Origin of the sequence: Prevotella marseillensis (genome assembly GCF_900625065.1) — a bacterium.
In the GTDB taxonomy this organism is placed as follows: domain Bacteria; phylum Bacteroidota; class Bacteroidia; order Bacteroidales; family Bacteroidaceae; genus Prevotella; species Prevotella rara.
In genome coordinates, this window is record NZ_UYXY01000001.1 from 105,494 (window position 1) to 128,340 (window position 22,847).

General features: G+C 50.4%; 23 protein-coding genes. 3 read left to right on the forward strand and 20 right to left on the reverse strand.

Features of this window, described 5'->3' with window-relative positions; translation table 11 throughout:
- Positions 1-2: 2 nt before the first annotated feature.
- The 16 genes from EJL04_RS00455 to EJL04_RS00530 all read right to left on the reverse strand — a co-directional run bounded on the left by EJL04_RS00455 (position 3) and on the right by EJL04_RS00530 (position 12,382).
- A complete protein-coding gene (locus tag EJL04_RS00455; protein ID WP_005850473.1) occupies positions 3-578 on the reverse strand; it encodes a conjugal transfer protein TraO in 576 nt (191 codons plus the stop codon).
- 2 nt (positions 579-580) lie between these two features.
- Positions 581-1,567 (reverse strand): conjugative transposon protein TraN, encoded by a 987-nt coding sequence (traN, locus tag EJL04_RS00460; RefSeq protein WP_005850475.1) that lies wholly within the window; start codon positions 1,565-1,567, stop codon positions 581-583.
- Positions 1,568-1,613: 46 nt separating this feature from the next.
- A complete protein-coding gene (gene traM, locus EJL04_RS00465) occupies positions 1,614-2,990 on the reverse strand; it encodes a conjugative transposon protein TraM (protein WP_005850476.1) in 1,377 nt (458 codons plus the stop codon).
- On the reverse strand, positions 2,959-3,279 hold the full coding sequence (locus tag EJL04_RS00470) for a TraL conjugative transposon family protein (protein WP_005850478.1): 321 nt from the start codon (positions 3,277-3,279) through the stop codon (positions 2,959-2,961). Before EJL04_RS00470 ends, traM begins: the two co-directional genes overlap by 32 nt.
- A 6-nt stretch (positions 3,280-3,285) precedes the next feature.
- Positions 3,286-3,909 carry a conjugative transposon protein TraK gene (gene traK, locus EJL04_RS00475; RefSeq protein WP_005850480.1) on the reverse strand — a complete coding sequence of 208 codons (624 nt, stop codon included), beginning with the start codon at positions 3,907-3,909 and terminating at the stop codon, positions 3,286-3,288.
- 204 nt (positions 3,910-4,113) lie between these two features.
- Positions 4,114-5,118: a conjugative transposon protein TraJ gene (gene traJ, locus EJL04_RS00480; RefSeq protein ID WP_005850482.1), complete on the reverse strand. Its 1,005-nt coding sequence runs from the start codon at positions 5,116-5,118 to the stop codon at positions 4,114-4,116.
- 3 nt (positions 5,119-5,121) lie between these two features.
- Positions 5,122-5,751, reverse strand: coding sequence for a DUF4141 domain-containing protein (locus EJL04_RS00485; protein WP_005850484.1), 630 nt, complete (start codon positions 5,749-5,751; stop codon positions 5,122-5,124).
- Positions 5,752-5,774: 23 nt separating this feature from the next.
- Complete coding sequence (locus EJL04_RS00490; RefSeq protein ID WP_005850486.1) at positions 5,775-6,155, reverse strand: DUF3876 domain-containing protein; 381 nt, start codon at positions 6,153-6,155, stop codon at positions 5,775-5,777.
- A 49-nt stretch (positions 6,156-6,204) separates the two neighbouring features.
- On the reverse strand, positions 6,205-8,709 hold the full coding sequence (locus EJL04_RS00495) for a TraG family conjugative transposon ATPase (protein WP_005850488.1): 2,505 nt from the start codon (positions 8,707-8,709) through the stop codon (positions 6,205-6,207).
- Positions 8,706-9,038, reverse strand: a complete 333-nt coding sequence (locus EJL04_RS00500) for a DUF4133 domain-containing protein (protein WP_005944155.1) — start codon at positions 9,036-9,038, stop codon at positions 8,706-8,708. The genes EJL04_RS00495 and EJL04_RS00500 overlap by 4 nt, the downstream gene beginning before the upstream one ends.
- Positions 9,039-9,048: 10 nt before the next feature.
- Positions 9,049-9,360 (reverse strand): DUF4134 domain-containing protein, encoded by a 312-nt coding sequence (locus EJL04_RS00505; protein WP_005850490.1) that lies wholly within the window; start codon positions 9,358-9,360, stop codon positions 9,049-9,051.
- Positions 9,361-9,561: 201 nt separating this feature from the next.
- The gene (locus tag EJL04_RS00510) at positions 9,562-10,281 is read right to left on the reverse strand and encodes a hypothetical protein (RefSeq protein WP_005850492.1); all 720 of its coding nucleotides are present in this window, start codon (positions 10,279-10,281) and stop codon (positions 9,562-9,564) included.
- Positions 10,278-10,520 carry a DUF3408 domain-containing protein gene (locus tag EJL04_RS00515; RefSeq protein ID WP_005850494.1) on the reverse strand — a complete coding sequence of 81 codons (243 nt, stop codon included), beginning with the start codon at positions 10,518-10,520 and terminating at the stop codon, positions 10,278-10,280. Before EJL04_RS00515 ends, EJL04_RS00510 begins: the two co-directional genes overlap by 4 nt.
- 19 nt (positions 10,521-10,539) lie before the next feature.
- Entirely contained in the window at positions 10,540-10,887 is a 348-nt protein-coding gene (locus EJL04_RS00520; protein ID WP_005850496.1) for a DUF3408 domain-containing protein, read from the reverse strand.
- 2 nt (positions 10,888-10,889) lie between these two features.
- Positions 10,890-11,330 carry a DUF3408 domain-containing protein gene (locus tag EJL04_RS00525; protein ID WP_005850519.1) on the reverse strand — a complete coding sequence of 147 codons (441 nt, stop codon included), beginning with the start codon at positions 11,328-11,330 and terminating at the stop codon, positions 10,890-10,892.
- A gap of 2 nt (positions 11,331-11,332) precedes the next feature.
- Positions 11,333-12,382, reverse strand: a complete 1,050-nt coding sequence (locus EJL04_RS00530; protein ID WP_075316682.1) for a ParA family protein — start codon at positions 12,380-12,382, stop codon at positions 11,333-11,335.
- Between the two features lie 420 nt (positions 12,383-12,802).
- On the opposite strand from EJL04_RS00530, the gene mobA reads away from it, so the two are divergent.
- From mobA to mobC, 3 genes are read left to right on the forward strand one after another with little or no spacing between them, the layout of a single operon-like run.
- Positions 12,803-13,231: a conjugal transfer protein MobA gene (mobA, locus tag EJL04_RS00540; protein WP_004291488.1), complete on the forward strand. Its 429-nt coding sequence runs from the start codon at positions 12,803-12,805 to the stop codon at positions 13,229-13,231.
- Complete coding sequence (gene mobB, locus EJL04_RS00545; protein WP_004291483.1) at positions 13,210-14,457, forward strand: conjugal transfer protein MobB; 1,248 nt, start codon at positions 13,210-13,212, stop codon at positions 14,455-14,457. The genes mobA and mobB overlap by 22 nt, the downstream gene beginning before the upstream one ends.
- Before the next feature lie 30 nt (positions 14,458-14,487).
- Positions 14,488-16,506 carry a conjugal transfer protein MobC gene (mobC, locus tag EJL04_RS00550; protein ID WP_004291482.1) on the forward strand — a complete coding sequence of 673 codons (2,019 nt, stop codon included), beginning with the start codon at positions 14,488-14,490 and terminating at the stop codon, positions 16,504-16,506.
- Between the two features lie 131 nt (positions 16,507-16,637).
- Here mobC and EJL04_RS00555 read toward each other — a convergent pair whose 3' ends face one another.
- The 4 genes from EJL04_RS00555 to EJL04_RS00570 all read right to left on the reverse strand — a co-directional run bounded on the left by EJL04_RS00555 (position 16,638) and on the right by EJL04_RS00570 (position 22,607).
- Entirely contained in the window at positions 16,638-19,892 is a 3,255-nt protein-coding gene (locus EJL04_RS00555; RefSeq protein WP_125103824.1) for a P-loop NTPase fold protein, read from the reverse strand.
- A gap of 16 nt (positions 19,893-19,908) precedes the next feature.
- Positions 19,909-21,039 (reverse strand): ATP-binding protein, encoded by a 1,131-nt coding sequence (locus EJL04_RS00560; RefSeq protein WP_004291480.1) that lies wholly within the window; start codon positions 21,037-21,039, stop codon positions 19,909-19,911.
- A 301-nt stretch (positions 21,040-21,340) separates the two neighbouring features.
- Positions 21,341-21,946 carry an RteC domain-containing protein gene (locus tag EJL04_RS00565; RefSeq protein ID WP_004304269.1) on the reverse strand — a complete coding sequence of 202 codons (606 nt, stop codon included), beginning with the start codon at positions 21,944-21,946 and terminating at the stop codon, positions 21,341-21,343.
- A 238-nt stretch (positions 21,947-22,184) separates the two neighbouring features.
- Complete coding sequence (locus EJL04_RS00570) at positions 22,185-22,607, reverse strand: dihydrofolate reductase family protein (RefSeq protein ID WP_004291474.1); 423 nt, start codon at positions 22,605-22,607, stop codon at positions 22,185-22,187.
- Positions 22,608-22,847: the final 240 nt, after the last annotated feature.

Sequence of the window (22,847 nt, forward strand, 5' to 3'; positions counted from 1 at the left end):
CATCAGTTGATGATGAACTTGATGCCGACCCCGAACTGCGTGTGGAACTTTCGTGTGTCGCCACCCCACAGGCAACGCTCCCGGAGATTGGCGAGCAGGGCGATACGGTCAGCCACGTAAAACTCCACGTCCAGCGTCAGCGCACCGCCATAGATGAAGGCGTCCCGGTTATGCAGGGTCGAGCCGTCTTGCAGCACCTTTTCGCCCCAATTCACCGATTCATATCCGACGAGAGCCGAAGCCCCCGCATAGACGAACATGATTTTACGGGCATCGGAAAGTATCTTGAAATAGTAGCCGCCTTCCGCCGTGAACTGCACCACAGGTATGGCGGTATCCTTGTACGGGTTGTTCTTCAGGAGATACTCACCTCCGAACATCCATTTGTTGCCCTTCTTCGTGTAGGTGGAGAGAGCCGCCCCGAAACTGTACCCGCCGTCGTTGCCGCCGGGTTTGAAGCCGTCCGCCAGATTCGCCCTTACCTCGATGCCCTGCATTTTCGGCAGACATCGCTGGGCGTACGCCTGCCCCGTGAACAGGGCAAGCGACGCGATGATGATTGCGATGTACTTTCTCATGGTCAGCGCACTTGGAGTTCGTTGATGTTATTGGCACGCACCAAATCCTCATTCTCGATCACGAAAGACTGATGACGACCTCCGTTCTTCTCGTTCAGCTCCACCACGAGACACTTGCCGTCGGGGATGGTGAACTTCGCCATCGTGAAGACCGTGCGTTCGCTTTTTTTGCCCGGCACGAGCGTGGCGTAGTTCTGCGCACGGAGCGGCAGGATGATACGCTCCTGCACTGCGGTACGCTTCATCACCTTCTTGTCCACGATTTTCCATGTGATGTAGTCCACATCGAAAGGCACGTTGCTCTGGTTCCTGATTTCCGTGTGGAAATACAGAAGCCCGTTGTGCGTGTAGATGCCTTTCAGAAGGTACTGGATGCCGAAACGCTTGCAGCCGATATGCTTCACCTCACGTTTGTTCTGCTTGTGGATGGACTTCATGATAAGGCGCACCAGCATGGGACTTTCACTGCCCAGCTCTTTCAGGTAGATTTCCTGCGCATTGTTCGGACGGTTCACCGCCTCGCCGTCATGGATGAAGTCGCACATCTCCACGTTGAGCAGCAGCGGTTCGGTGGCATACTTCACGTTGAAGGTGTAAAAACTCCCGTCCTCCGTGATTACGGACATGTTGGTTTCGTTCGGGAAGTTCCTCACGGTAGCCTTCACGCGGATGACGTTCTCCGCACCTTCGGCTTTGCCCGCAATCAGGTCGGGCGAGCCTAAATCGACATAGCGCACTTCCGCCGGGAAGATGACATGCACGGTCTTGTCGTAGGTCACTTCCAAGCCGTGCGGGGGAACCATGCGGTCAAAACCCAGCTTTCTCGTCAGACCGTGATACAGGTCGCCGTCCGCCTCCTTCTGCGGATAGACCTCCTTTGTCAAGGTCGGTTGTTCACTTCCGTTGCTTTGCCCAACGGTTACGTTTTCCTGCGCGTTGGCAGTTGCGATGCCCATAGCGAGGGCAAACATCATGATTACTTTTCTCATTACTTTGGATTTTTAGTGGTAAATAAAAATTTGATTGATTGTTTTCTTAATTCACTTCCTGATAGAGCATGACCCTGTACCCGGCTTTCAGATGCACCTTGACGGTGCGCATCTTCTTGGCAATGTACTGGCTCGTGCCTTGTATCAGCCCCTTGCCCAAGTCGGAGGCGAGCTGCGCCCCGGCATTGGTGGAGATGTTGATGCTGCTGCCGAGCGAGCCGCCCATGTTGGCGGCAACCTCCCTGACGGCGTTCATCTCCATCGAGTTGGGGATGAATATGCCGGGCTGCCCGTCCGTGTCATAGACCTCCAACTCCACCGGGATAATCGTACCGTCGTGTTCCAGAGAGGTGATTTCGATGCCGAGCCGTTCGCCCTGAATCTTGGCTGCGCCGACCACCACCGCATTACGGGGGATGATCCGGTCTGCTACCGCCATCGGCTCCAGCAAGCGCAACCTGACCGCCTGCCCGTCCGTCACGCTCTGCGTCCCATAGACATATGCCGGTATGGTGTTCCTGTCCGATACGGTCGTGACGCCCACCGCCGTGTTGAAACTGCGGTTGCGCTCCTGCGAGAAGGAAGCGACAAATTCGGCATTGCTCACGGGCTGTCCGAGCGAGGACACCACCTGATGCGTCACCTGCCTGACGGGTTTTGCCGTGTTCTTTCCGGCTTTCTGCACGGGGGACGGCTCTGCGGTCTGTCCCGCTGCCGCCTGCGTGCCGTTCTGCCCGCCCATGTACTTCGCCGCCAGCTCGTAGGATTTTTCCATGAGTGCCACCTGCTCGTCCATCGTGGAGCTTCTCTCTTTTCCGCTTTCCAGTTCGGATTCGAGGGTGGCGATGCGTTCCAGCAGTTCGTCCATCTCCGCATTGTCGTTTTTCGGCTGCTCGTAGAAGTTGCCGAGCGTGGCATTGAGGTCACGGTAGGCGGCTGCCGAGGATTGGATGGTCTTCGGTGTGGGCTTCACGGCCTCTTCTGTTCCGCCGGGATTGGCAAGGTCGAAATCGCTGTCTCCATCCGCTGCCGCAGTTTCGCGGTCGAACAGGTCGCCCAACTGCTGCATGGCGCGGCTGCGGTTCTCCTGCCTTTCCTCCATTGCGCCCTGTTCGTAGGCTTTCGCCTTGTCACCGATAATCCGGCGGTTCTCCTTGTCCGCGTCGGGCATCTCGATGTTGTAGCCGCCTGTTCCCGGCTCCTGCTCTTTGCCGGAGGACGGGGCGAATATCAGCCACATCGCCCCGATGAATACCAGCACCATAGCGGGCAGCACTATCATTTTCTGACGTTTCAGCCGTTGGGCTTCGGTCAGCGGCTTGCGCTCCTTTTTCGGCTTCCCCTTGTTGTCGGGTGCAGCCGTGCTTTCGGACTTGCTCTCCGTCTTGTTCTCAATCTTCGTTTCGTTCTTCGTCTGTTCCATATAAATAAGGTGTTACGTTATGATTGTTATCCGTCTTCACGGACAGTTCCACCTGTCCGGCATGGTCTGTCACCATCCGGCTGCCGTCATTCCTGCCGATGTCATACACGGCTTTGCCGAAGGTGTAGAGGGCAAGCGCGGAGAATGCGGCGAGCATCGCCAGCACGATGCGCCTGCGTGTCTTTGGCGGCAAGCCGTCCAGATAGCCCCTGAGCCTTGCCACCAGCATTTTCTTTTTGTCGTGGAGTTTCCAATATGCGCCCCAAAATGATTTCTTGATTTTCTTCATATCCGTTTACCTTTTGATGGTTTGTAAATCCTTGTTCTCGATGATGGTGAATCCCTCGATGGTGAACCCGTTCGGGTTGTTGTCCGAACGGGACGAGTTCAAGAGGCGGCACGTGGTCACGAGGCTGCGCTCGGTGACGTTGCTCTGCCGGATAATCTTCTGCGTGGCGTAGGTCACGGCACGGTAGGGATAGCCGTTGAAGTCGCATACCACGCTGTCCACCTTCAGCACTTGGTTGATGTTCCCGGCGATGATGCGGTTGTAGTACCCCTTCTCGGCGAAGTCCGAATAGTAGTTGTACACGCTCTTGTCCGCCAGCAACAACGCACGCTTTACGTTGTGTTCTATCGCGCTCTTTTCGGGCGAGAGCGTGAAAAACAGTTCGTGGAAGCGGCGCACATGCTCCCTCGCTTCCGCCGGACGGTTCTGCGACAAGTCCTGCGAGAGTGCCAGCATCAGCGACTTGCCGTTGTCCAGCACATAGATCTTCTCACGCTGCCGTTCCGCGAAGCGGTAGGAACTCCACACGCTCCATACCGTTATCACGGCGCACAGCGAGAGGAAGACGATACCGAACAGGCGTATCTGCCTGAACGATGATTCGATGTTTTTGAGTGACTTGAATTCCATTGTCTGATTTTATTTTTCGGTTCTTAATTCGTTATACAATAGGATTGGTATGCGGTCGTTTGCCACATACGTATGTAACGGGTTACCACATACGTATGTAATGAGCCGCTGCATACGTATGTAACAGGCTGCTACATACGTATGTCATGACAGGCTACATACGTATGTTACTTTTATGCGGATGCCTCTCCCGTAATTCAGCCTCTATTTCAGCAGTTTCCCGGCACGTCCGACCATGTTGCCTGCGGTAGCACCCGCCACGCTGCCCGCCATGCTTCCGGCTCGTCCTGCCGTCTGGTTCACGTTGCGACCGTAGCTTCCCATGCCTCCGGCTTGGATAATCCAGCCTGCCACCGTCGGGATGGTGAAGTAGCCGATGATGCCGATTATCATGAAGACGATGTACACCCCGTCGCTCGAATCCAGCGAGAAGTTCGGGTCAGCCTGCATCCGTTCGATGTCGCTTTGCAGCATCAACACCTGAATCTTGGCGAGTATGGTGCTGAATATGTCCGACACGGGCAGCCACAGATAGACCTGAATGTAGCGGCATATCCACTGCGTGAGCGTGCTTTGGAAGCCGTCCCACACCGATATGGCGAAGGCTATCGGACCGAGTATCGCCAGCACCACAAGGAAGAACGTGCGGATGGTGTCTATCACGAGGGCGGCGGCTTGGAACATCAGTTCCAGTATCTCGCGGAAGAAATCGCGGATGCCCTTCTTCATCTTGTACATCCCCCGGTCGATATACATCCCCGCCATCGTCACCATGTCGGAGGGCGACCAGCCCAATTCCTCCAGTTGCTTGTCAAACTCCTCGTTGGACACGAGGTAGGCGGTTTCGGGATTGCGCACCATCGCCTCGTATTCCAGCCTGTCCTTCTGCTCCCGGTACTTGTTCATGTCCAAAGTCTGCGTTTCGAGCAGTTTCGCCGTACCCTGCACGACGGGCGAGAGGACGCTGTTTATCGTGCCAAGCACCACCGTAGGGAAGAACATGATGCACAGACCGACGGCAAAGGGGCGGAGCATCGGGAAGACGTCTATCGGTTCGGCTCTCGCCAACGACTGCCATACCCGGTAAGCGACATAGAAGAGCGCGCCCAGCCCGGCGATGCCTTTCGCCACGCCCGCCATGTCGGCGCACAGCGGCATCATCTGCTCGTAGAGCGAGCGGAGAATCTGGTGAAGGTTGTCGAACTCCATAGGCTACCAGTATCTTTCGTTCATACTGCCGTACAGCCCCATGATGCGGTCGAGGTCGTTTTTCTTCTTCGCACGCAGGTAGCTCACGCTGATGTTCTTGTTGGTGTAGTAGCTCACGAGGTTGCGGTAACGCTTCATCTTGGAGTGGCAGCGTTCCACCACGTCCATGCGCTCCTTGTCCGTCATGGAGAGCGTGGTGATGTTCACCACGTTCTTCAGCTCCGTCAGCACGTCGTTTGATTCCTCCAGCAGCTTCGTGTAGCCGAAGGCGATGGCTCCGAGTTCCTCCACCGTGAAGTTGTCGTCGCGCAGCATCTTCTGGAAGCTGGTCACGTAGATGTCCGTGATGTCGCCCACCATCAGGATGGTCTGCTGCACCTTGCGTGCGTCCTTGACCAGATTGTTCACCGATTTGAGGGCGTCGTAATACTTCTTGCCCTGCTCGTAGATTTTCACCGTTTCCTGAAAGTTGTTCACCATGTTCGTGGCGGTCTTCGAGGTATGGATGATGTTCTTCGAGGCGTTGATGATGCCCTGCGCCAGATTGCCCGGATCGCTCACGACCCATTGGGCGGAAGCCCTGCCCGCGAAAAGCAGGCACAGGCAGATGACGAATGTTATTCTTGTTCTCATGTTTCTTTGGATTTTAGCGGTTCTTATTTTTCTGCCGGAGTTTCCGGCTGCGGCTTCACACGCACGTAGTCCCCGTTGGGTGAGAAGGTCAGCACGTCGGTAGCCTCGTTATACGCCACGTCGATGCGGAATCCCGTGTTCATGAACAGGTTGCCGTTCTCCTCCTGCAAGAGGTAGGTTTCCGGCTTCAGCCTGCGGCGGATGCCGCTCCGCTTGAAAACCGTCACCTTGTAGGCTTCTCCCTCCTTGTAGATAAGCACGTCGGGTTTGCCCTCCACGCTTTCCCAGTTTCCGCACAGCAGGTCGCGGCGGTTCTCCGCCACGTCGCAGGATTGCAGCACCATGACCGCCAGCCCGATTAAACACTTGCTGACTTGCAGCATCTTCATTCTTGATATGCTCATACGCTTTTCTTTTTTTGTTGATAAATCTGTTTTACTGATTATTGATTACTTATTGCTTGTTTCTCCGCCTTTCGGCAAGTTGCCGGATGGCGGCTTCGATGTCACCGCCCAATTGCTCTGCCAGACGGTACACCTCCACCTTTTCCGTTTCCTCGGTGGTGTACGCCAGATACTCTTCAGCACTGACCTCGGTGGCATAGACCGCCGACTGCGTGCCGCCCAAGCCTATCCACACCTCCTTGTAGAGCCGTGAGGGGTTGTTCGCCATGTTGATGGAGAGTATCTGCGACTTCTCCTTCTCCGTCAGTCCGAGCAACGCCTGAATCTGGTCGAACTTGTTCATGTACTTGCGCTGGTCGAGCAGGATTTTACAGTCCGAGTTGTTGATGATGCTCTCCTTGACGACGGGCGAGGAAATGATGTCGTCCACCTCCTGCGTCACCACGATTGCCTCACCGAAATACTTACGCACCGTCTTGTACATATAGCGCAGGTAGTCAGCCATATTTGCCGAAGAAAGAGCCTTCCAAGCCTCCTCCACGATAAGCTGCTTCCGCACCCCTTTCAGACGCCGCATCTTGTTGATGAAGGCTTCCATGATGATGATGGTCACTACCGGGAACAGTTCGCGGTTGTCCTTGATGGAGTCAATCTCGAAGACGATGAACCGTTTGCCCAGCAGGTCGATGTTCTCCGCCGAGTTGAGCAGGAAGTCATAGCGTCCGCCCCGGTAATACTGCCGCATGGTGGTGAGCATGTTGTCGATGTTGAAGTCCTCCTTCTCCACCTTGATGTCACGCTCCGCCAGTTCCCGGCGGTAGTCGTCGCGCATGTACTCGTAGAAGGTGTTGAACGAGGGGACGATGCTCCGGTCTGCCCTGATGCGCTCGATGTAGGCACTCACGGCACTGCCCAATTCCCCGCTTTCGGTTTTCGTCACCTTGTCGTCCTCCGACTTCCAGAGCGTCAGCAGCAGCGTCTTGATGCTGTCCTTCTTCTCCACGTCGAACACGTAGTCGTCGGTGTAGAACGGGTTGAAGCTGATGGGCTTCTCCTCCGTGTAGGTGAAATACACGCCGTCCGTGCCGCCCGTCTTGCGCCGTATCATCTCGCACAATCCCTGATAGGAGTTTCCCGTGTCCACCAATACCACATGCGCGCCCTGCTCGTAATATTGTCGCACGAGGTGGTTCATGAAGAACGACTTGCCACTGCCCGAAGGACCTAATACGAACTTGTTACGGTTGGTGGTGATGCCCCGCTTCATCGGCAGGTCACTGATGTCGAGGTGCAGCGGTTTTCCCGTGAGCCTGTCCACCATCTTGATGCCGAAGGGCGAGAGCGAACTGCGGTAGTTGGTTTCCTCCGTGAAGAGGCACACCGCCTGTTCGATGAAGGTATGGAAACTCTCTTCCGCCGGAAAGTCCGCCGCGTTGCCGGGCATAGCCGCCCAATAGAGTGTCGGGCAGTCGATGGTGTTGTGGCGAGGCACGCACTCCATGCTTGCCAGCTGGCTGCCCACGTCGTTCTTTATGTGTTTCAGCTCTTCCGCGTCGTCGCTCCACGCCATGACGTTGAAGTGCGCCCGCACCGAGGTCAGCCCGTAGGAGTGCGCCTCGTTCAGGTAGCGGTCTATCCACTCGCGGTTGATGCTGTTGCTCCTCGAATAGCGCGAGAGCGACTGCATATTCCTTGCGGACTTCTCGAATTTTTGGAGGTTCTCCTCGCTGTTGTCGATAATCACGTACTGGTTGTAGATGTGGTTGCAGGAGAGCAGCAGCCCCACCGGGGATGCGAAGGAGAGGCGGCAGTCCGAGCGGTCGGTGGAGAGTTTCTCATACCGGGTGTCGGTAGCCACCGTGCCGGGCAGATCCTCCGCGTCGGACAGGGTGTGCAGGCACAGGCGGTTGTCGCCGATGCGCATTTCCCGTGCCGAGAGGTCGATGTCCTGCAACGTGGCGTCGCCTTCGGGCATGAGCGAGAAGTAACGCTCTATCAGTCCGGCTTTGCCGTCCGTCCCCACAATCTCGTCGGTGGAGAGGCGGCGCAGCCTGACAAAGCCGCTGTCGTTGATGATACGCTCGAACTGTTCCGCAGCCTCCATGAACTTCGCGGCGGTTTCCTTGTCCAGCTCCTTCGGGATGATATGCCCACGGCACAGCGTGCTGAAATTGCTCTGCATCCGGTTACGCTCCTTCGTCGTCTTGGTCAGGTAGAGGTAGCACGTGTGCTTCAGGTACGGACGCTCGTTGAAGTGACGCTCGAAAGAGCGGCTTAAAAAGCTCATGTCGTCCTTGTGAAGTTCCGGCGTGTACTTCTCCTTGATGAACCAGTCCTGCTTGTGGACGACGGAGAAGTCCGGCAGCACCTTGATTGCCTTGCACCAGCAGCCGTGTATCGCCTCGTACTCCGCGCCCGTCACGGTGTAAAGCTCCGGCAGCTCCACCTCGAAAGCCACCGTGATGTCGGCGTCTTTGGAGATGATGCAGCCTTGTTCCACCGCCAATAGCGGGAACTTGTTTTCCAGTGTTGTCATTTTGGATGTATTCCTCATGTCGTTTCTTCCTTTCGTTTCCGTTTGAATAATCGGGTGATCCGCCGCCGGTTGATAAGGTATCGGGGATGGCTCCTTGTTGCCCCTAATTTCATAAGCCCGTGTTCGCCGTACCGGGCGTTCAGCGCGAAGGTCTGCCATACGAGGACGGAGGACGATGCCACGCCGAAGCCGATACATACCCACTGGTCGATGCCGACCATGTAGAGGATGACGAACAGGACGAAGAGAGCCAGCAGACCTCCGCAGAAGATGAAGAGGTACTGAGCCTTCAAGCCCTTGAATTCTACCGGACGGCCGATACCCTTGTTTATCGGGTATTCAGCCATACATCGTTTATTAAAGGAAGAATGAGCGCAGGATGGTGGCGGCGACAATCAGGAAGATGCACGCCCCGAACCACGAGGCGGCAGTCTTGGAGGTGTCGGGGTCGCCGGACGAGAATTTCCCATATACTTTCACGCCCCCGATAAGCCCGACTACCGCGCCGATGGCGTAGATGAGTTTCGTGCCGGGGTCGAAGTACGAACTCACCATAGAGGTGGCTTCGTTGATGCCCGCGATGCCGTTTCCCTGTGCGAAGGCGGAGGCGGTTGCGGCAATCATAAGTGCCGCAGAGAGGATAAACTTTTGTCTGATGTTCTTGTTCATAAACTGTTCTTGTTTTTGCCGTCAAAAGAGTGGATGGTCCTTTGTCGGGCAGTTGATACTCGGTTACTTTACTTTGGTTTAGTGGATTGCCCGTTTGTTTCTACGGACTTGGGTGTGTCCGTTGCGGACCGGCTGTACCTTGTACTGCCGTGCGCGTGGGTGATGCCGTCTTACGTTTTCATTTTCATTCTTTTTTACTCGTTATACATAGTTGCGGATGTCGAAGTCCTCAATATTGTCCGGGACTACAAAATCCTTTTTCGGTTTCTTCAGCCGGATTTCGATAAGCCCCTTGATGCGGATGCTCATTTCAGACGAGCCGGTCATCAGCTTCTCGTACAGCTCCGTCCCTTCCATGTCGGTGAAGACTTTTGCCGCCCGCTCCCGTTCCGTCGTTGTCGCTTCCGGGTTCTTGGCGGTTCTGACCGCATCGTCTATCTCGTCGAAGCTGCTTCCGGATGCCCTCGGTGCGTCGGACGTTTCTTCCTCCGGCTCGTCCTCCCCGAACTCCAGTTCCGAAGGCGTGAGGCTCGTGAAGGTTTCGTCGAGTTTATCCTCCGGGACTTGGGCGGGACGGGATACGGTTTCCGTGTTTCCGTCGTCAAAAGTAGCCTCTTCCTCCGTCAGCTCAATGCCTTTTTCCGAAGTGGCGGCTTCTTGCGTCGGTATGGCAGCGGTTGTCCGGGTCGATGCCATCCTGAAACGGCTCTTGCCGATGATGTCCGCTGGGGTCTCTGCGGGCGGTGTTACCCTTGCCGTTTCGGGCTTTGCAGCCGTGCCGCCCAACGACCGCCACAGTCCGGCTATGCTTCTTAGGAAGCGGACAAGTCTGGTTTCCATGATCCTGTCATAAAGGAGCAGGAACAGGAACCACAGGTTGCAGCCGACCGATACGGTCAGCAGAATCATAGTCATGTTCATAGCTCTACTTTGGGGACTGAATCCAACATACGGTTGATTTCGGCACGGTGTGTCTGGAAATGTTCGTTAAGCACATTGTCCAGATAGTCGGCGATGGTCAGGTTTCCCTTACCTAATAAATAGGTGATTTCGGTTATCACGCTGTGGTTTGCCAAACTGATGTACACTTGCTTTCCCTCTCTCGCCTTGATTCCTGATTTTTTCAGGAAGGCGCGATAATCATTCTTCTTTCCTTTCATGTCTGTTACTTTTTGAGGATTAAAATACTGCGTCGTAATTCCGGGCGTAAAGGCTTTTTATCGCCTCCTCGCACTGGTTGAAGTGGTGCGTAAGCACATGGTCGATGTAGGCGGACAGCGACAGCCGGTCATGCCCGATCACACGGGTGATACGCATGATGCGGTCGTGATACTCCGGGCGCACATACGCCATCTTTCCCTCGCGTGCCTTCACTTCGGCTTCACGGATGAACAGCCGTTCATAGTCCTTCTCACCGCATTTGCCGCCTAACGGCACGGGAGAGAGGATTTCCACACTCGCCTGCACTTGGGCAAGCATACCGCCGCCGTCATGCTGCGGACTTCTGTTTTTCTGGTTCTTTTCCATATTCAAATCAAGTCTTCACGTTGTTTCTTGTACAGTTCGTTTATTTTCTCCTTGTGCTGTTCCAGATGTTGGCGCAGCACGGTGTCCACGTAGCCGCCTACCGAGATTTCACGTCCGGCGATGTCGTTCACGATTTTGAGAATCTTGCTGTGGACATCGCGGCTGATATAGACGCACTGGCGCGTCTTTATCTCGTTGCGGCGGAGGAACAGCCCGGAATAGTCGTCCTCCTGCCGTTTGCGGCGGACGGTGTCCCTCTGCGGTTTTTCTTTTGCCGTGGATTGCACGGGCGGCGGTTCCGTTTCCGGGACGCTTTCTTCTTCGGGAGCAGGCGCGGGCGGCTCCTGCGCGTGGTACAGGATCCCGTCCTGCCTGCGTCTGCCGATGGAGGCTATCAACAGTTCCTCGTCGATGCCTTCGGTGTTCACTTTCCTGCTGCCCATGATTATTGAGGTCTGATGATACGGCTTATCTCTTCCGAGAACTCACGGATGCCGCTCCCTTTCAGCAGGGACGCATCCATCGGGAAGATGGTCGAGCGGAACACGCTCTTGCGCTCTTCCGAAAGGTCGCGCCGGAACTTCTTGCTGTCGGGCAGGCGGGTGGACAGCACCGGCAGCCCCATCTCGGCGATCACATCCTCATACAGGTCGTAAAGCCCGTTCTTCTCCCTGCCGTCCACCATCGTCCAGAACAGGTACAGCCCTTTTGTTTTCGCCTGTCCCGTCGTCATGAGGTTGTCACGGAACATCACGGCGAATTGCAGGGTGCTTTCCACGACAAAACGGTCGGCACTCATGGGCGCGAAGATGTAGTCCATCTGCGAGAGGGTCTTGACCACGCCGTTGCTTTTCAGGGTTCCCGGCATGTCGAAGAACACGACGTCGGGTTTCACCTCTTCTGCGGCAAGCATCCTTTCGGCATCATCGAGGGCGTTAAGGGCGTCGCTTGCGATGACCGGGTAGGCGTTCTTCCTTATCTTGCGGAAGTGGTCACACGCGAGTGCCTTGAAATAGAGGCTTCCGCCGATAAGTCCCGTTTCACGTTCACGCAACCCGTGTATGCTGTGTTGCGGGGCGTCGCAGTCCATGACGGCGACATTGTGTCCTTTCACGTTGTGGAGGTAGTTGGCGGAAAGTGCCGTGACGGTGGATTTGCCGATGCCCCCTTTCTGTGTTGCGAATGCAACGAATGTTTCATTACTCATGGTTCTGTTGGTTTTAATGGTTGATGAATTGTTTTCCTGCTCCGATACGGAATCGGTGACATGTATATCCGCGTCAGCGAATCTCCGCCTGTCCGGTTCGTCACGTATCCGCTTCAACGGTGAGGCAGGGATTCGGATAACTGGTGAATGACGACATTGCGTCATGAAGTCATTGAATCCGTGAATCACCGCGTCATTGGAAAGCCGGGTATCCGAAGGTTCGGGTATCCGGTCAGGCAAATAGCCGCCAAAGCGGTTTGCCGGGTATTTGAAAGCCTCATTTTTCATATCTTCAAATCGTTCGTTTCTTGAATCATGCTGCAAATAAACAAGGATATTTTTGAATCCGTACCACTTCCCCGGCAAGTGGCGGCATGTTGCGCCGGTTGGCACTGACTGTCCGGGTCAAGCCTCTGTCCGATACCGCTTTAAGGGCGTAACTTTGCACCCGAACGGCAGGGTTCGCCGCAGGTGGCGCAGCCCGGAGTTTGAAAGGCATTCCCCCAATCCGTCCCCGACGGATTTTTATGTTCGCCGGAACATAGCAAGATGTCTTTTCAGCCGCTCAAAATATTTTGAGCAGCCACGAAAAGCACTTGCCCTTGCAGGGGGCGGGCTTTCCCTCCGAAGTCGGGAAGCCTTTCAGAACTGCGGTGCTGTAATCCGAAGCGGCGGCTTATGCCGTCAATCCGCTAAATCCAAAGTAATATGAAAGAGAAAAGGAAAAGCAAATCAGGGAGAAATCCCAAACTTGATCCGGCGGTGTACCGGTACACCGTCCGTTTCAACGAGGAGGAACACAACCGTTTCCTCGCCATGTTCGGAAAATCGGGTGTCTATGCACGGTCTGTTTTCCTCAAAGCGCACTTCTTCGGGCAACCGTTCAAGGTGCTGAAGGTGGACAAGACGTTGGTGGACTATTACACCAAACTGTCGGATTTTCATGCACAATTCCGTGCCGTGGGTACGAATTACAACCAAGTCGTGAAGGAACTGAGGCTGCATTTTTCAGAGAAAAAGGCGATGGCGTTGCTCTACAAATTAGAGCAACACACCGTCGAACTCGTGAAACTGAGCCGCCGGATTGTGGAACTTTCAAGGGAAATGGAGGCAAAATGGTCGCAAAAATCAGTGTAGGAAGTTCGTTGTACGGCGCGATTGCCTACAACGGGGAGAAGATTAACGAGGCGCAGGGGCGGCTTCTCACCACCAACCGCATCTACAATGACGGTTCGGGAACGGTGGACATAGGCAAGGCGATGGAGGGTTTTCTCACCTTCCTGCCACCGCAGATGAAGATCGAGAAGCCGGTGGTGCATATCTCTCTCAACCCGCACCCGGAGGATGTGCTGACCGATATTGAGTTGCAGAATATCGCCCGCGAGTATCTGGAAAAACTCGGTTTCGGAAACCAGCCTTATCTTGTATTCAAGCACGAGGACATCGACCGCCACCACCTGCACATCGTGACGGTCAACGTGGACGAGAACGGGAAAAGGCTCAACCGGGATTTTCTCTACCGCCGCAGCGACCGTATCCGCAGGGAACTGGAACAGAAGTACGGATTGCATCCGGCAGAACGTAAAAATCAGAGATTGGATAATCCGTTGCGCAAGGTGGCCGCATCGGCAGGTGATGTGAAGAAGCAGGTAGGCAACACCGTGAAGGCTCTGAATGGGCAGTACCGTTTCCAGACGATGGGCGAATACCGTGCGCTCCTTTCCTTATATAATATGACGGTGGAGGAAGCGAGGGGCAACGTGCGCGGACGGGAGTATCACGGGCTGGTCTATTCCGTCACGGACGACAAGGGTAACAAGGTGGGCAACCCGTTCAAATCCTCGCTTTTCGGGAAGTCCGCAGGCTATGAAGCCGTACAGAAGAAGTTTGTCCGTTCCAAATCGGAAATCAAGGATAGGAAACTGGCAGACATGACGAAACGCACCGTCCTTTCCGTGCTGCAAGGCACTTATGACAAGGACAAATTTGTATCCCAACTCAAAGAGAAGGGCATCGACACCGTACTGCGCTACACAGAGGAAGGGCGCATCTATGGGGCTACCTTCATCGACCACCGCACGGGATGCGTGCTGAACGGTTCGCGCATGGGTAAGGAGCTTTCGGCGAATGCCTTGCAGGAACACTTCACCCTGCCATACGCCGGACAACCGCCGATACCGCTATCCATCCCTGTGGATGCTGCGGACAAGGCACACGGGCAGACCGCCTACGACAGTGAAGATATATCGGGCGGTATGGGCTTGCTCACTCCCGAAGGTCCGGCGGTAGATGCCGAGGAAGAGGCTTTCATCCGGGCGATGAAGCGCAAAAAGAAGAAAAAACGCAAGGGCTTGGGTATGTAATCAGAGTATCAACAATTAAAAAATCAATGTATGTCACAACAAGAAGACGATTTGAGGGCATTGGCGAAAATCATGGATTTTCTGCGTGCCGTGAGTATCATTTTAGTGGTCATGAACGTGTACTGGTTCTGCTACGAAGCCATCCGGCTGTGGGGCGTGAACATCGGCGTGGTGGACAAAATCCTTCTGAACTTCGACCGCACGGCGGGGCTGTTCCATTCCATTCTCTACACGAAGCTGTTTTCCGTCCTTTTGCTTGCCTTGTCCTGTCTGGGTACGAAGGGTGTCAAGGGTGAGAAAATCACTTGGGGGAGAATCTGGACAGCATTTGCCGTCGGGTTCGTGCTGTTTTTCCTGAACTGGTGGTTGCTGCCCCTGCCGCTGCCGCTTGAAGCGGTGACGGGACTGTATGTCCTTACCATTGGAACGGGCTATGTCTGCCTGTTGATGGGTGGTCTGTGGATGAGCCGCCTGTTGAAACACAATTTGATGGAGGATGTTTTCAACAACGAGAACGAGAGTTTCATGCAGGAAACGAGGCTTATCGAAAGCGAGTATTCGGTCAATCTGCCGACACGTTTCTATTACAGGAAACGCTGGAACAACGGTTGGATCAATGTAGTTAATCCCTTCCGTGCGTCCATCGTGTTGGGTACGCCGGGCAGCGGCAAGTCCTATGCCGTGGTAAACAATTTTATCAAGCAACAGATTGAAAAGGGCTTTAGTCAATACATCTACGATTTCAAGTATCCCGACCTATCTACTATTGCCTACAACCATTTGCTGAACCACCCGGACGGCTACAAGGTAAAGCCGAAGTTCTATGTGATCAACTTCGACGACCCGCGACGCTCTCATCGGTGCAATCCCATTCACCCGGATTTTATGGAAGATATTACGGATGCCTATGAGAGTGCCTACACAATAATGCTCAACCTCAATAAAACGTGGGTGCAAAAGCAGGGCGACTTCTTCGTGGAGTCACCTATCATTCTGTTTGCCAGTATTATCTGGTATCTCAAAATCTATCAGAACGGGAAGTTTTGCACGTTTCCCCATGCTATCGAGTTTCTGAACCGCCGTTACGAGGATATATTTCCGATACTGACCTCTTATCCGGAGCTGGAGAACTACCTTTCGCCGTTCATGGATGCGTGGCTTGGAGGGGCTGCGGAGCAGCTCATGGGTCAGATAGCGTCGGCAAAAATCCCGCTTTCGAGGATGATTTCACCGCAGCTCTACTGGGTGATGTCAGACAGCGAGTTTACGCTGGACATCAACAATCCCGAAGAGCCGAAAATCCTCTGCGTGGGTAACAATCCCGACCGTCAGAATATCTACGGTGCGGCACTCGGTCTGTATAATTCCCGTATCGTGAAGCTCATCAACAAGAAGGGGATGCTGAAGTCATCGGTCATCATCGACGAGTTGCCCACAATATACTTCAAAGGGTTGGACAATCTTATAGCTACCGCCCGAAGCAACAAGGTTGCCGTGTGTCTGGGCTTTCAGGATTTCAGCCAGTTAGTGCGTGACTACGGGGACAAAGAGGCGAAAGTGGTGATGAACACTGTCGGCAATATTTTCTCCGGTCAGGTGGTGGGGGAAACAGCCAAGACGCTCTCCGAGCGGTTCGGTAAGGTGTTGCAGAAACGGCAGTCCATCTCCATCAACCGGCAGGATGTTTCCACCTCCATCAACACGCAGATGGACGCGCTCATTCCACCGAGTAAGATTTCCGGGCTTACGCAGGGAATGTTTGTCGGTTCTGTATCCGACAACTTCAACGAGCGTATCGAGCAGAAGATTTTTCATTGCGAGATTGTGGTGGATGCCGAAAAGGTGAAACGGGAAGAAAGTGCCTACAAGAAAATTCCCGTCATTACAAACTTCACGGACGAGGACGGCAACGACCGCATGAAGGAAACGGTGCAGGCGAACTACCGGCGCATCAAGGAAGAGGTGAAGCAGATTGTGCAGGAGGAACTGGAGCGTATCAAAAACGATCCGGTGCTGTGTAAACTGCTACCAGATAATGAGACTGTCTAACAAGTCCCCAAAATTGAAAATTATCCCTATCGAAGTTTGAAGTGACCCCCAAAAGTTGGATACAATTTTTTTGGGGGGCACTTCAGTTCTGACGGGTAAAATCGTAAAATTCGGACTTGTTAGACAAATACTTACGCGGTTTCAACCTCAGGTACTGAATCTATCGAATTGACAAATTTAACCAATTGCGGATCTGAATCTTTTTGTATGAGGTTTCGGAGACTCTTTTTCAATTCATAAGCATCATCCCCTGCTGTATTTATTAAATCCATATAAAAATCTTTGTTTTGCAGAATCAATGAACGGCATGCCCCATCGGAAATTACAGGTTTCACTATTTTATCAATAACGTCTCCAGCTTGACTTTTCAAATTACCATGCGATCTAAGCCATGTTTCGAAAAATTGAAACTTTATTGCATTGATAGTCTTTTTACCGATGCAGAAATCATTTCTTATATCGGTAACTGTCGATTTAATTTTTCGTTTATCCAATCTTTCAACTATATTCTTGAAACAATTAGGGAAAGGATTCAAACTTTGAGTTCCAGAAGCAATATCCATCAGAATCTTTTTGCCAAATTCAGTCAAGTTATCTGGCAAGGATTTGATTTTAGCCAGTAAATGTTTTATTACGACAAACCAATAATATGATGTATGTGCTGTTCTTTGGGCGTATAATGTATCAACACTTATTTCAGACAACGCTTCGAACGCTATTTTATTGATATGATCGGTCAGGACATTGCTTATTTTAGTGGTCAAATCGTAAAAAGATGCGTCAGGAATTACATCTTTAATATTGTTCTTAGTGATATACTTATCCAAATCGGTATTCCACTCTGCTAAATGCTCGATAAATACCTCATCCGTTACACCTATTCTGTTCTTAATATCTTCAAATTGGGGCAATATGTCTGAGAGCAATAATTTATAGCCAAGTTTATGATTTACCATGTATTGTAGTGTTTCATTTAATAGCGGTATATTCCATCCCACACTATTTACTAATAAGTCTCCATGATCCACATAATAGTCCATGAGTTCTGCAACATATTTTATATCTCCACCCTCTATTAAGGAAACGGAATGACCATGTGCCAATTGCATGGCGACTAAATCGTAATATCCAGACTCTTTAATGTTTCGGCCATCAGTTTCTAATTCAGAATGCAACTGATTTATGTAGGTTGAATCTAACGTTACAGGTAAAGGTCTTTCTTCGTCAGATGCCAATAAACGATAGGTTGTAAATATAGCCCCTATATTATCTTTATTTACATTCTGTTCATCAATGCAATTCGTGATCGCTTGCAAAAGCGTTGGAAACGTATAGGTAGAATTATCTTTTAACGTTTTTACAATATCTGCATGGTCGAAATTATCGGGTAGTAAGTTTGCCAAATAATTATCGAGCGCCTCCGAATTTGTTGCTACTTGATAATATTTATATGCTTTAGTTGTCGCGTTATCCCGATAGGCAGCATCTGTTGCATTTGCAGCTTGAATATAATCGATAAATGTATTTGGCTTGACTGTTTTTGCTTCAATCAATGACGTAAAATCGCACGCCAACTTATTTTGCGCAATAAACCTGTCTATTGCATCTAACGTTTTGAAATAGTCGCCGCCATTGAAGTCATTGAACCGAACTATCTTCTTATATAATTGAGCAATCACATGGTTTTGGCTTTCCGTGTCTAAATGCAACAGCAGTTCTTGGTATTCGACAGGGAACACCTGCTTCTCTATGGATTCTTTTAATTTCAATTGTGCTATTCTTTGCCATACACGCAGAATAACATCGCTCTTTCGAGTTAATTTATGCAAACAATGTATAATCTTATCGATAAGCGCATTGTCCATACATTGTATAACTTCTTCTAATACAGTGTCAAATTGTTTATTAGTCTCTGCATATTGATTTATGTCGTGGTCTTCTTCTCCGTTGATGCAGCCTTCAATATATTTTTTCAATGGAATTTGTCGAGCATCTTCAACATCGACACCATATACCAAAGCTGCAATTTCGCGTTGTGTTTGCAGATCATTGTTAATTATTGTTTGAATGCCATTCAGATAGTCGCCGGACAATATTTGTTCTACTGGATTTGCCAGAATATCCGTCTTCTTCAAACAGAACAATGCTATGTTTATCATCAAAATTTCGTTACACCACTCTTGTTTAAGAGCGACCATCTCATTGATATATGATATAATTTCCCTAACATTGGCATTAGGATTTACCAATCTGAATATCCGATTTATAGTTTCTTTCGCTTCATTTTCTGTTTCTCCAAATGCTTCAACAAACAGTTTGTTGAATATACTTCGATAGTCGGTAATAACAGGAGGAGCAACACGATAAACAATAGGGAAAGTTTTATTGATAAAATACTTGGTCAGTTGTTTCGTTTGTTCGTCGGTCTCATCTCCGAATGCACAAGCTAAATGTGTTTCATCGAAAGGAATAACAGCCCAAACATTTTCAAAACCGCTATCGGCGAAGAACGTATGGATAGAAGACCATAATTCTTTTACTTTTTCAGCGGGGAGACGATCCATGTTGTCAAAAACAAGGACTAATTTACGTTGTCCTTTTTCCTTGATAAAATCAGAAATGTCTTGCATCCATGTTTTGAACTCGTAAACCGTTGGTTCGTCTTCGCTCAAAGTCTCATAGCAAACGTCCTTTTCGACTTTATCTTGATAAATAGCTAACATATAACTCCATCCATATTTATGATCTTTGCTATATGCCCATTTCCAAACGCACAATGCAATAAGAACTGGCAGTGCAGCTATGATAATAGACAATAAAGAAAACCACCATGTTGTGGGTGTAGGTTTTACTGCATACGCAATAAATGTAAATATCGGAGTTAAAACTGCAACCAAAAATGCCGCAACCATACCATTACTGATAAGGGGATATTTTTCGGTTACGGTCTCCGTTTTACGGGCTAATAAATATTTCAGCTTTTCAGACCATGATACGGTTTTCGTACCTCCACCTTTGACTTTTATTGTTGCATTTCCAGATAGGATACCATCATCAATAAGTTTGCTTGTAAGCAATTCCAATATAGAGCGGCGTTGCAAGTCCTCTTGATGTCCCCATGCGTCATACTCAAAAAAGTAATAGTCGTCTGATAATTCACGTTCCAACATTTTAACCACGTTGGATTTTCCAGATCCCCAAATACCTTCGATGCCGATAATTCGAGGTAAAGTACATTCCTCATCCAATGAATCATTCTGACAAAAATGGCGAGCAATAGTTTTTGCCAACCTTTCTTGCGAACCTCCATCGAATTTGTCAATACCACACGGTTTATTTTGGATAAACCGCGGATATTGCTGTTTGGATTGTAGTTTTGTTTCCATATACGTAATTTATTGATTATACGAACTCCAAATAATTCTCCCGATTTACCACATGAAACTCGGCATAGGGATAGGCTTCTTGGAAGGCTTTCGGTGCGGCCGGCATTTTATTTCCCCACTTGAACTCCAAGGCGGTAAGACTGTCGGCACTCTCCTCAATCAGGTCGATTTCCTGTTTGTCGTAGGTGCGCCAGAAATAGAACTCCCTGTGCAGTCCCTCATTGAAGTTCGCTTTGCGCCGCTCTCCGATGATGTAGTTCTCCCACAGCGCACCGACATCCTGCCGAATGGCCAGCGGTGAGAAAGCCCCGATAATGGCATTGCGAATGCCGTTGTCGTAGAAGTACCACTTGCCAGCTTTTGTAACCTCCTTGCGTAGGTTACGCGAATAAGCCCCCAGACGATAGATAACGAAGACCTTTTCCAATAGGTCGAGGTATTTTTCAACGGTCGTCTTGCTCATGCCGAGTTGTTTACCTAACTCTTCGTAAGAAACTTCGCTGCCCAACTGAAAAGCTATCAATCGCAGTAGATCGCGCATCTTGCTCGAATTTTTTAAGCCGTCAATTGCTAAGATATCTTTAAGCAGGTATGCACCGACAATATCACGTAGGTAGTCTGTTTTACGTTCATAGTTCTCCATCATTACTACTTCGGGATAGGAACCGTAAATCAAGCGCGCTTCGAGGTTCTGGCGGGTTTCAAGTGCCGTTTCCGTCTGTGCGATTTCCCGTTGCGAGAATGGTGTAAGGAGAAATTGCGTACTGCGGCCGACCAACGGTTCACCAGTCTTATTCAGCAAATCGAATGACGAAGAACCACTTGCCAAGACACTTATTCCCGGTATTTCATCAACTATCAACTTCAGAATACTACCGATTTGTGGTATGTTCTGTGCCTCATCAATAGCCAGCAAATCAATACCATCCAATAAATGCCGATAATTGGCTATTGAGCGATTCTCCAATAGTGCTAATGTGTCGTAGTCTTCGCCGTTGAGCATCATCGTCCTACCTGAATAGTTGTCCACAATTTTACGCATCATTACCGTTTTACCAACACGGCGAGCACCAAAAATCAGTACTGCTTTATTGGGCGCGATTCGTGCTGTAATCTTCTCTTGAAGTATTCTATTTACTGTTTCCATACCTTATAAAATATAATGCAAAGATAATCATATTTTTTTAATTGGCGAATTTTACAAAAAAAACGGGCCATTAAATGGCGATTTTTACAACCACAATCTTATGGAAGTTGTTTCATTGTTTTTAGTAATGATATATGTTCATACTATGATGACTCAATAATTTACCAGACATACGTTTCTGAAATTTGTCCTTATAGGAATGAAAAACTCACATATATTGTGCTAATTAATATATAATTAAATGAAAATAAAAAGACAGGATACGAGTATTCCTGTCTTCTCATATGTAATGGATATTTTTTTATTTTCTCATCCGCTCCAACTCCTCATCACGCAACATTCTCTCGTTCAGTTTTTCCTGCATCCTGTCAATGAAATAGGTGCGGCTTTCGTTCTTCCGGCGTTTGATATCAGTGTAGAAGCGGTAGCAGTCTTTAGAATCAACCCCGAATATCTTATAGAGAAGTGGGGCGAGCTGTTTGAGCGGCATATTGCCGTTGTTGATGCAGCCCATCACGTCTATGCCGTAGATAAGTTCCACGAGGTCGATGGCATTGCCCGTCCATTGAAGAAGGCTGGCGGTGGTTTCTGTTGCGTTGTTGGCGGATATTAGTGGTGGCACTTGGGGCGTGGCAAGGAATTTCTGCATCTTTCTTACGAAAGACAGAGCCTTGCTGACGTAGGCGGCAATCTCTCTTTTTTCTTCTGACAGATTACGTACGGGATGGTGCTGCAACTCGATTTCGATGTAGGCAAGCGCGATGACGGTAAGGTTCATGTCCATGCCGCCGTTGCACAGTTCGATCACTTGGGTGGCGAAAGCCGTGTATGCCGTTTCCATATTGCAGTCGCCGGCTTCGTTTATCAGGCGGAAAAAGTCGGTTTCCGCCAGCAAGAAATAATTCATGGTTCTGTCAATTTTGAAAATTACACTTTGTTTTCTGCGTGCGCACATGAATATAATTGGCAAAAAACGCGGCAGAAAATAAAAAATCCAACACTCAATTTTACAAAGTGCTGGATTTCAGAGGTATAAAATTCAGTATTTTTTCACAAGGACAAATTATCTCCGACTTAAATTGTTTGTAATCGGAACATTTATTCTATTCCTGAAAATAGAAATGTATGCTTGCCGCACATTTTGGCTATCTTGCTTTTTTATCAAGGATATAGATAATGCGACATACACCGTTGGGATAGCTTTTCAAAGAGGAAAGCGTCCAGTGTTGCTCTGGCAGAGCCGACTTAAAAAAATGTCGTCCGCTTCCGGATATGAAAGGAACGGTGTATAGTATGATTTCATCCACAGCGTGCATCCGCAGCAGTCCGTTTATATAGTCTGCCGTGTCCGGTGTGGCTTCCGCGAGGTAACGGATGTTTGTGCAGTCTTTTCTCCATTCGTGCAGCATTGAAATGGAATAGTCCGGTGTCACACGGTAAAAGGCTTTCTTCCTGATTTCATCAAGACCGCAACGGTCAAGGCACAAATCCTGATGTGCTTTATCATATAACTCTGAAGAAAGACATCCGTCCATCGTCAGTACGGCGAGAATCTGAACTTTACCCATAATCGTTTCCTTTCGTTAGGCAAGGGTAAAAAAGTAGCGTGCAATTCACACTACCTTCAAGCGATGGCTCTGGTAAAGCCTTTACGGAGAGTACGTGAATGCACGCTATGCGTAAGCATAGCATAAGCATCACGCAATCGTCTCCGTAGTTCCAATTTACCAGATTTTCGCTTGAAACGCCTTGCGGTCTTATCCTATATGTTGGCGGCGAAAAGCTCCTGCCAATCGCCGTTTTTCTCA

Excerpts from the sequence above, each read along its gene's own strand:
- EJL04_RS00520 (WP_005850496.1), bottom strand. The coding sequence starts at position 10,887 with ATGGAAAAGAACCAGAAAAACAGAAGTCCGCAGCATGACGGCGGCGGT.
- EJL04_RS00485 (WP_005850484.1), bottom strand. The coding sequence starts at position 5,751 with ATGAGAACAAGAATAACATTCGTCATCTGCCTGTGCCTGCTTTTCGCG.
- EJL04_RS00490 (WP_005850486.1), bottom strand. The coding sequence starts at position 6,155 with ATGAGCATATCAAGAATGAAGATGCTGCAAGTCAGCAAGTGTTTAATC.
- EJL04_RS00515 (WP_005850494.1), bottom strand. The coding sequence starts at position 10,520 with ATGAAAGGAAAGAAGAATGATTATCGCGCCTTCCTGAAAAAATCAGGA.
- EJL04_RS00470 (WP_005850478.1), bottom strand. The coding sequence starts at position 3,279 with ATGAAGAAAATCAAGAAATCATTTTGGGGCGCATATTGGAAACTCCAC.
- EJL04_RS00525 (WP_005850519.1), bottom strand. The coding sequence starts at position 11,330 with ATGGGCAGCAGGAAAGTGAACACCGAAGGCATCGACGAGGAACTGTTG.
- EJL04_RS00570 (WP_004291474.1), bottom strand. The coding sequence starts at position 22,607 with ATGGGTAAAGTTCAGATTCTCGCCGTACTGACGATGGACGGATGTCTT.
- EJL04_RS00565 (WP_004304269.1), bottom strand. The coding sequence starts at position 21,946 with ATGAATTATTTCTTGCTGGCGGAAACCGACTTTTTCCGCCTGATAAAC.
- mobA (WP_004291488.1), top strand. The coding sequence starts at position 12,803 with ATGAAAGAGAAAAGGAAAAGCAAATCAGGGAGAAATCCCAAACTTGAT.
- mobB (WP_004291483.1), top strand. The coding sequence starts at position 13,210 with ATGGTCGCAAAAATCAGTGTAGGAAGTTCGTTGTACGGCGCGATTGCC.
- EJL04_RS00455 (WP_005850473.1), bottom strand. The coding sequence starts at position 578 with ATGAGAAAGTACATCGCAATCATCATCGCGTCGCTTGCCCTGTTCACG.
- EJL04_RS00510 (WP_005850492.1), bottom strand. The coding sequence starts at position 10,281 with ATGAACATGACTATGATTCTGCTGACCGTATCGGTCGGCTGCAACCTG.
- EJL04_RS00530 (WP_075316682.1), bottom strand. The coding sequence starts at position 12,382 with ATGAAAAATGAGGCTTTCAAATACCCGGCAAACCGCTTTGGCGGCTAT.
- mobC (WP_004291482.1), top strand. The coding sequence starts at position 14,488 with ATGTCACAACAAGAAGACGATTTGAGGGCATTGGCGAAAATCATGGAT.
- traK (WP_005850480.1), bottom strand. The coding sequence starts at position 3,909 with ATGGAATTCAAGTCACTCAAAAACATCGAATCATCGTTCAGGCAGATA.
- EJL04_RS00500 (WP_005944155.1), bottom strand. The coding sequence starts at position 9,038 with ATGGCTGAATACCCGATAAACAAGGGTATCGGCCGTCCGGTAGAATTC.
- traN (WP_005850475.1), bottom strand. The coding sequence starts at position 1,567 with ATGAGAAAAGTAATCATGATGTTTGCCCTCGCTATGGGCATCGCAACT.
- traM (WP_005850476.1), bottom strand. The coding sequence starts at position 2,990 with ATGGAACAGACGAAGAACGAAACGAAGATTGAGAACAAGACGGAGAGC.
- EJL04_RS00560 (WP_004291480.1), bottom strand. The coding sequence starts at position 21,039 with ATGGAAACAGTAAATAGAATACTTCAAGAGAAGATTACAGCACGAATC.
- EJL04_RS00495 (WP_005850488.1), bottom strand. The coding sequence starts at position 8,709 with ATGAGGAATACATCCAAAATGACAACACTGGAAAACAAGTTCCCGCTA.
- EJL04_RS00555 (WP_125103824.1), bottom strand. The coding sequence starts at position 19,892 with ATGGAAACAAAACTACAATCCAAACAGCAATATCCGCGGTTTATCCAA.
- traJ (WP_005850482.1), bottom strand. The coding sequence starts at position 5,118 with ATGGAGTTCGACAACCTTCACCAGATTCTCCGCTCGCTCTACGAGCAG.
- EJL04_RS00505 (WP_005850490.1), bottom strand. The coding sequence starts at position 9,360 with ATGAACAAGAACATCAGACAAAAGTTTATCCTCTCTGCGGCACTTATG.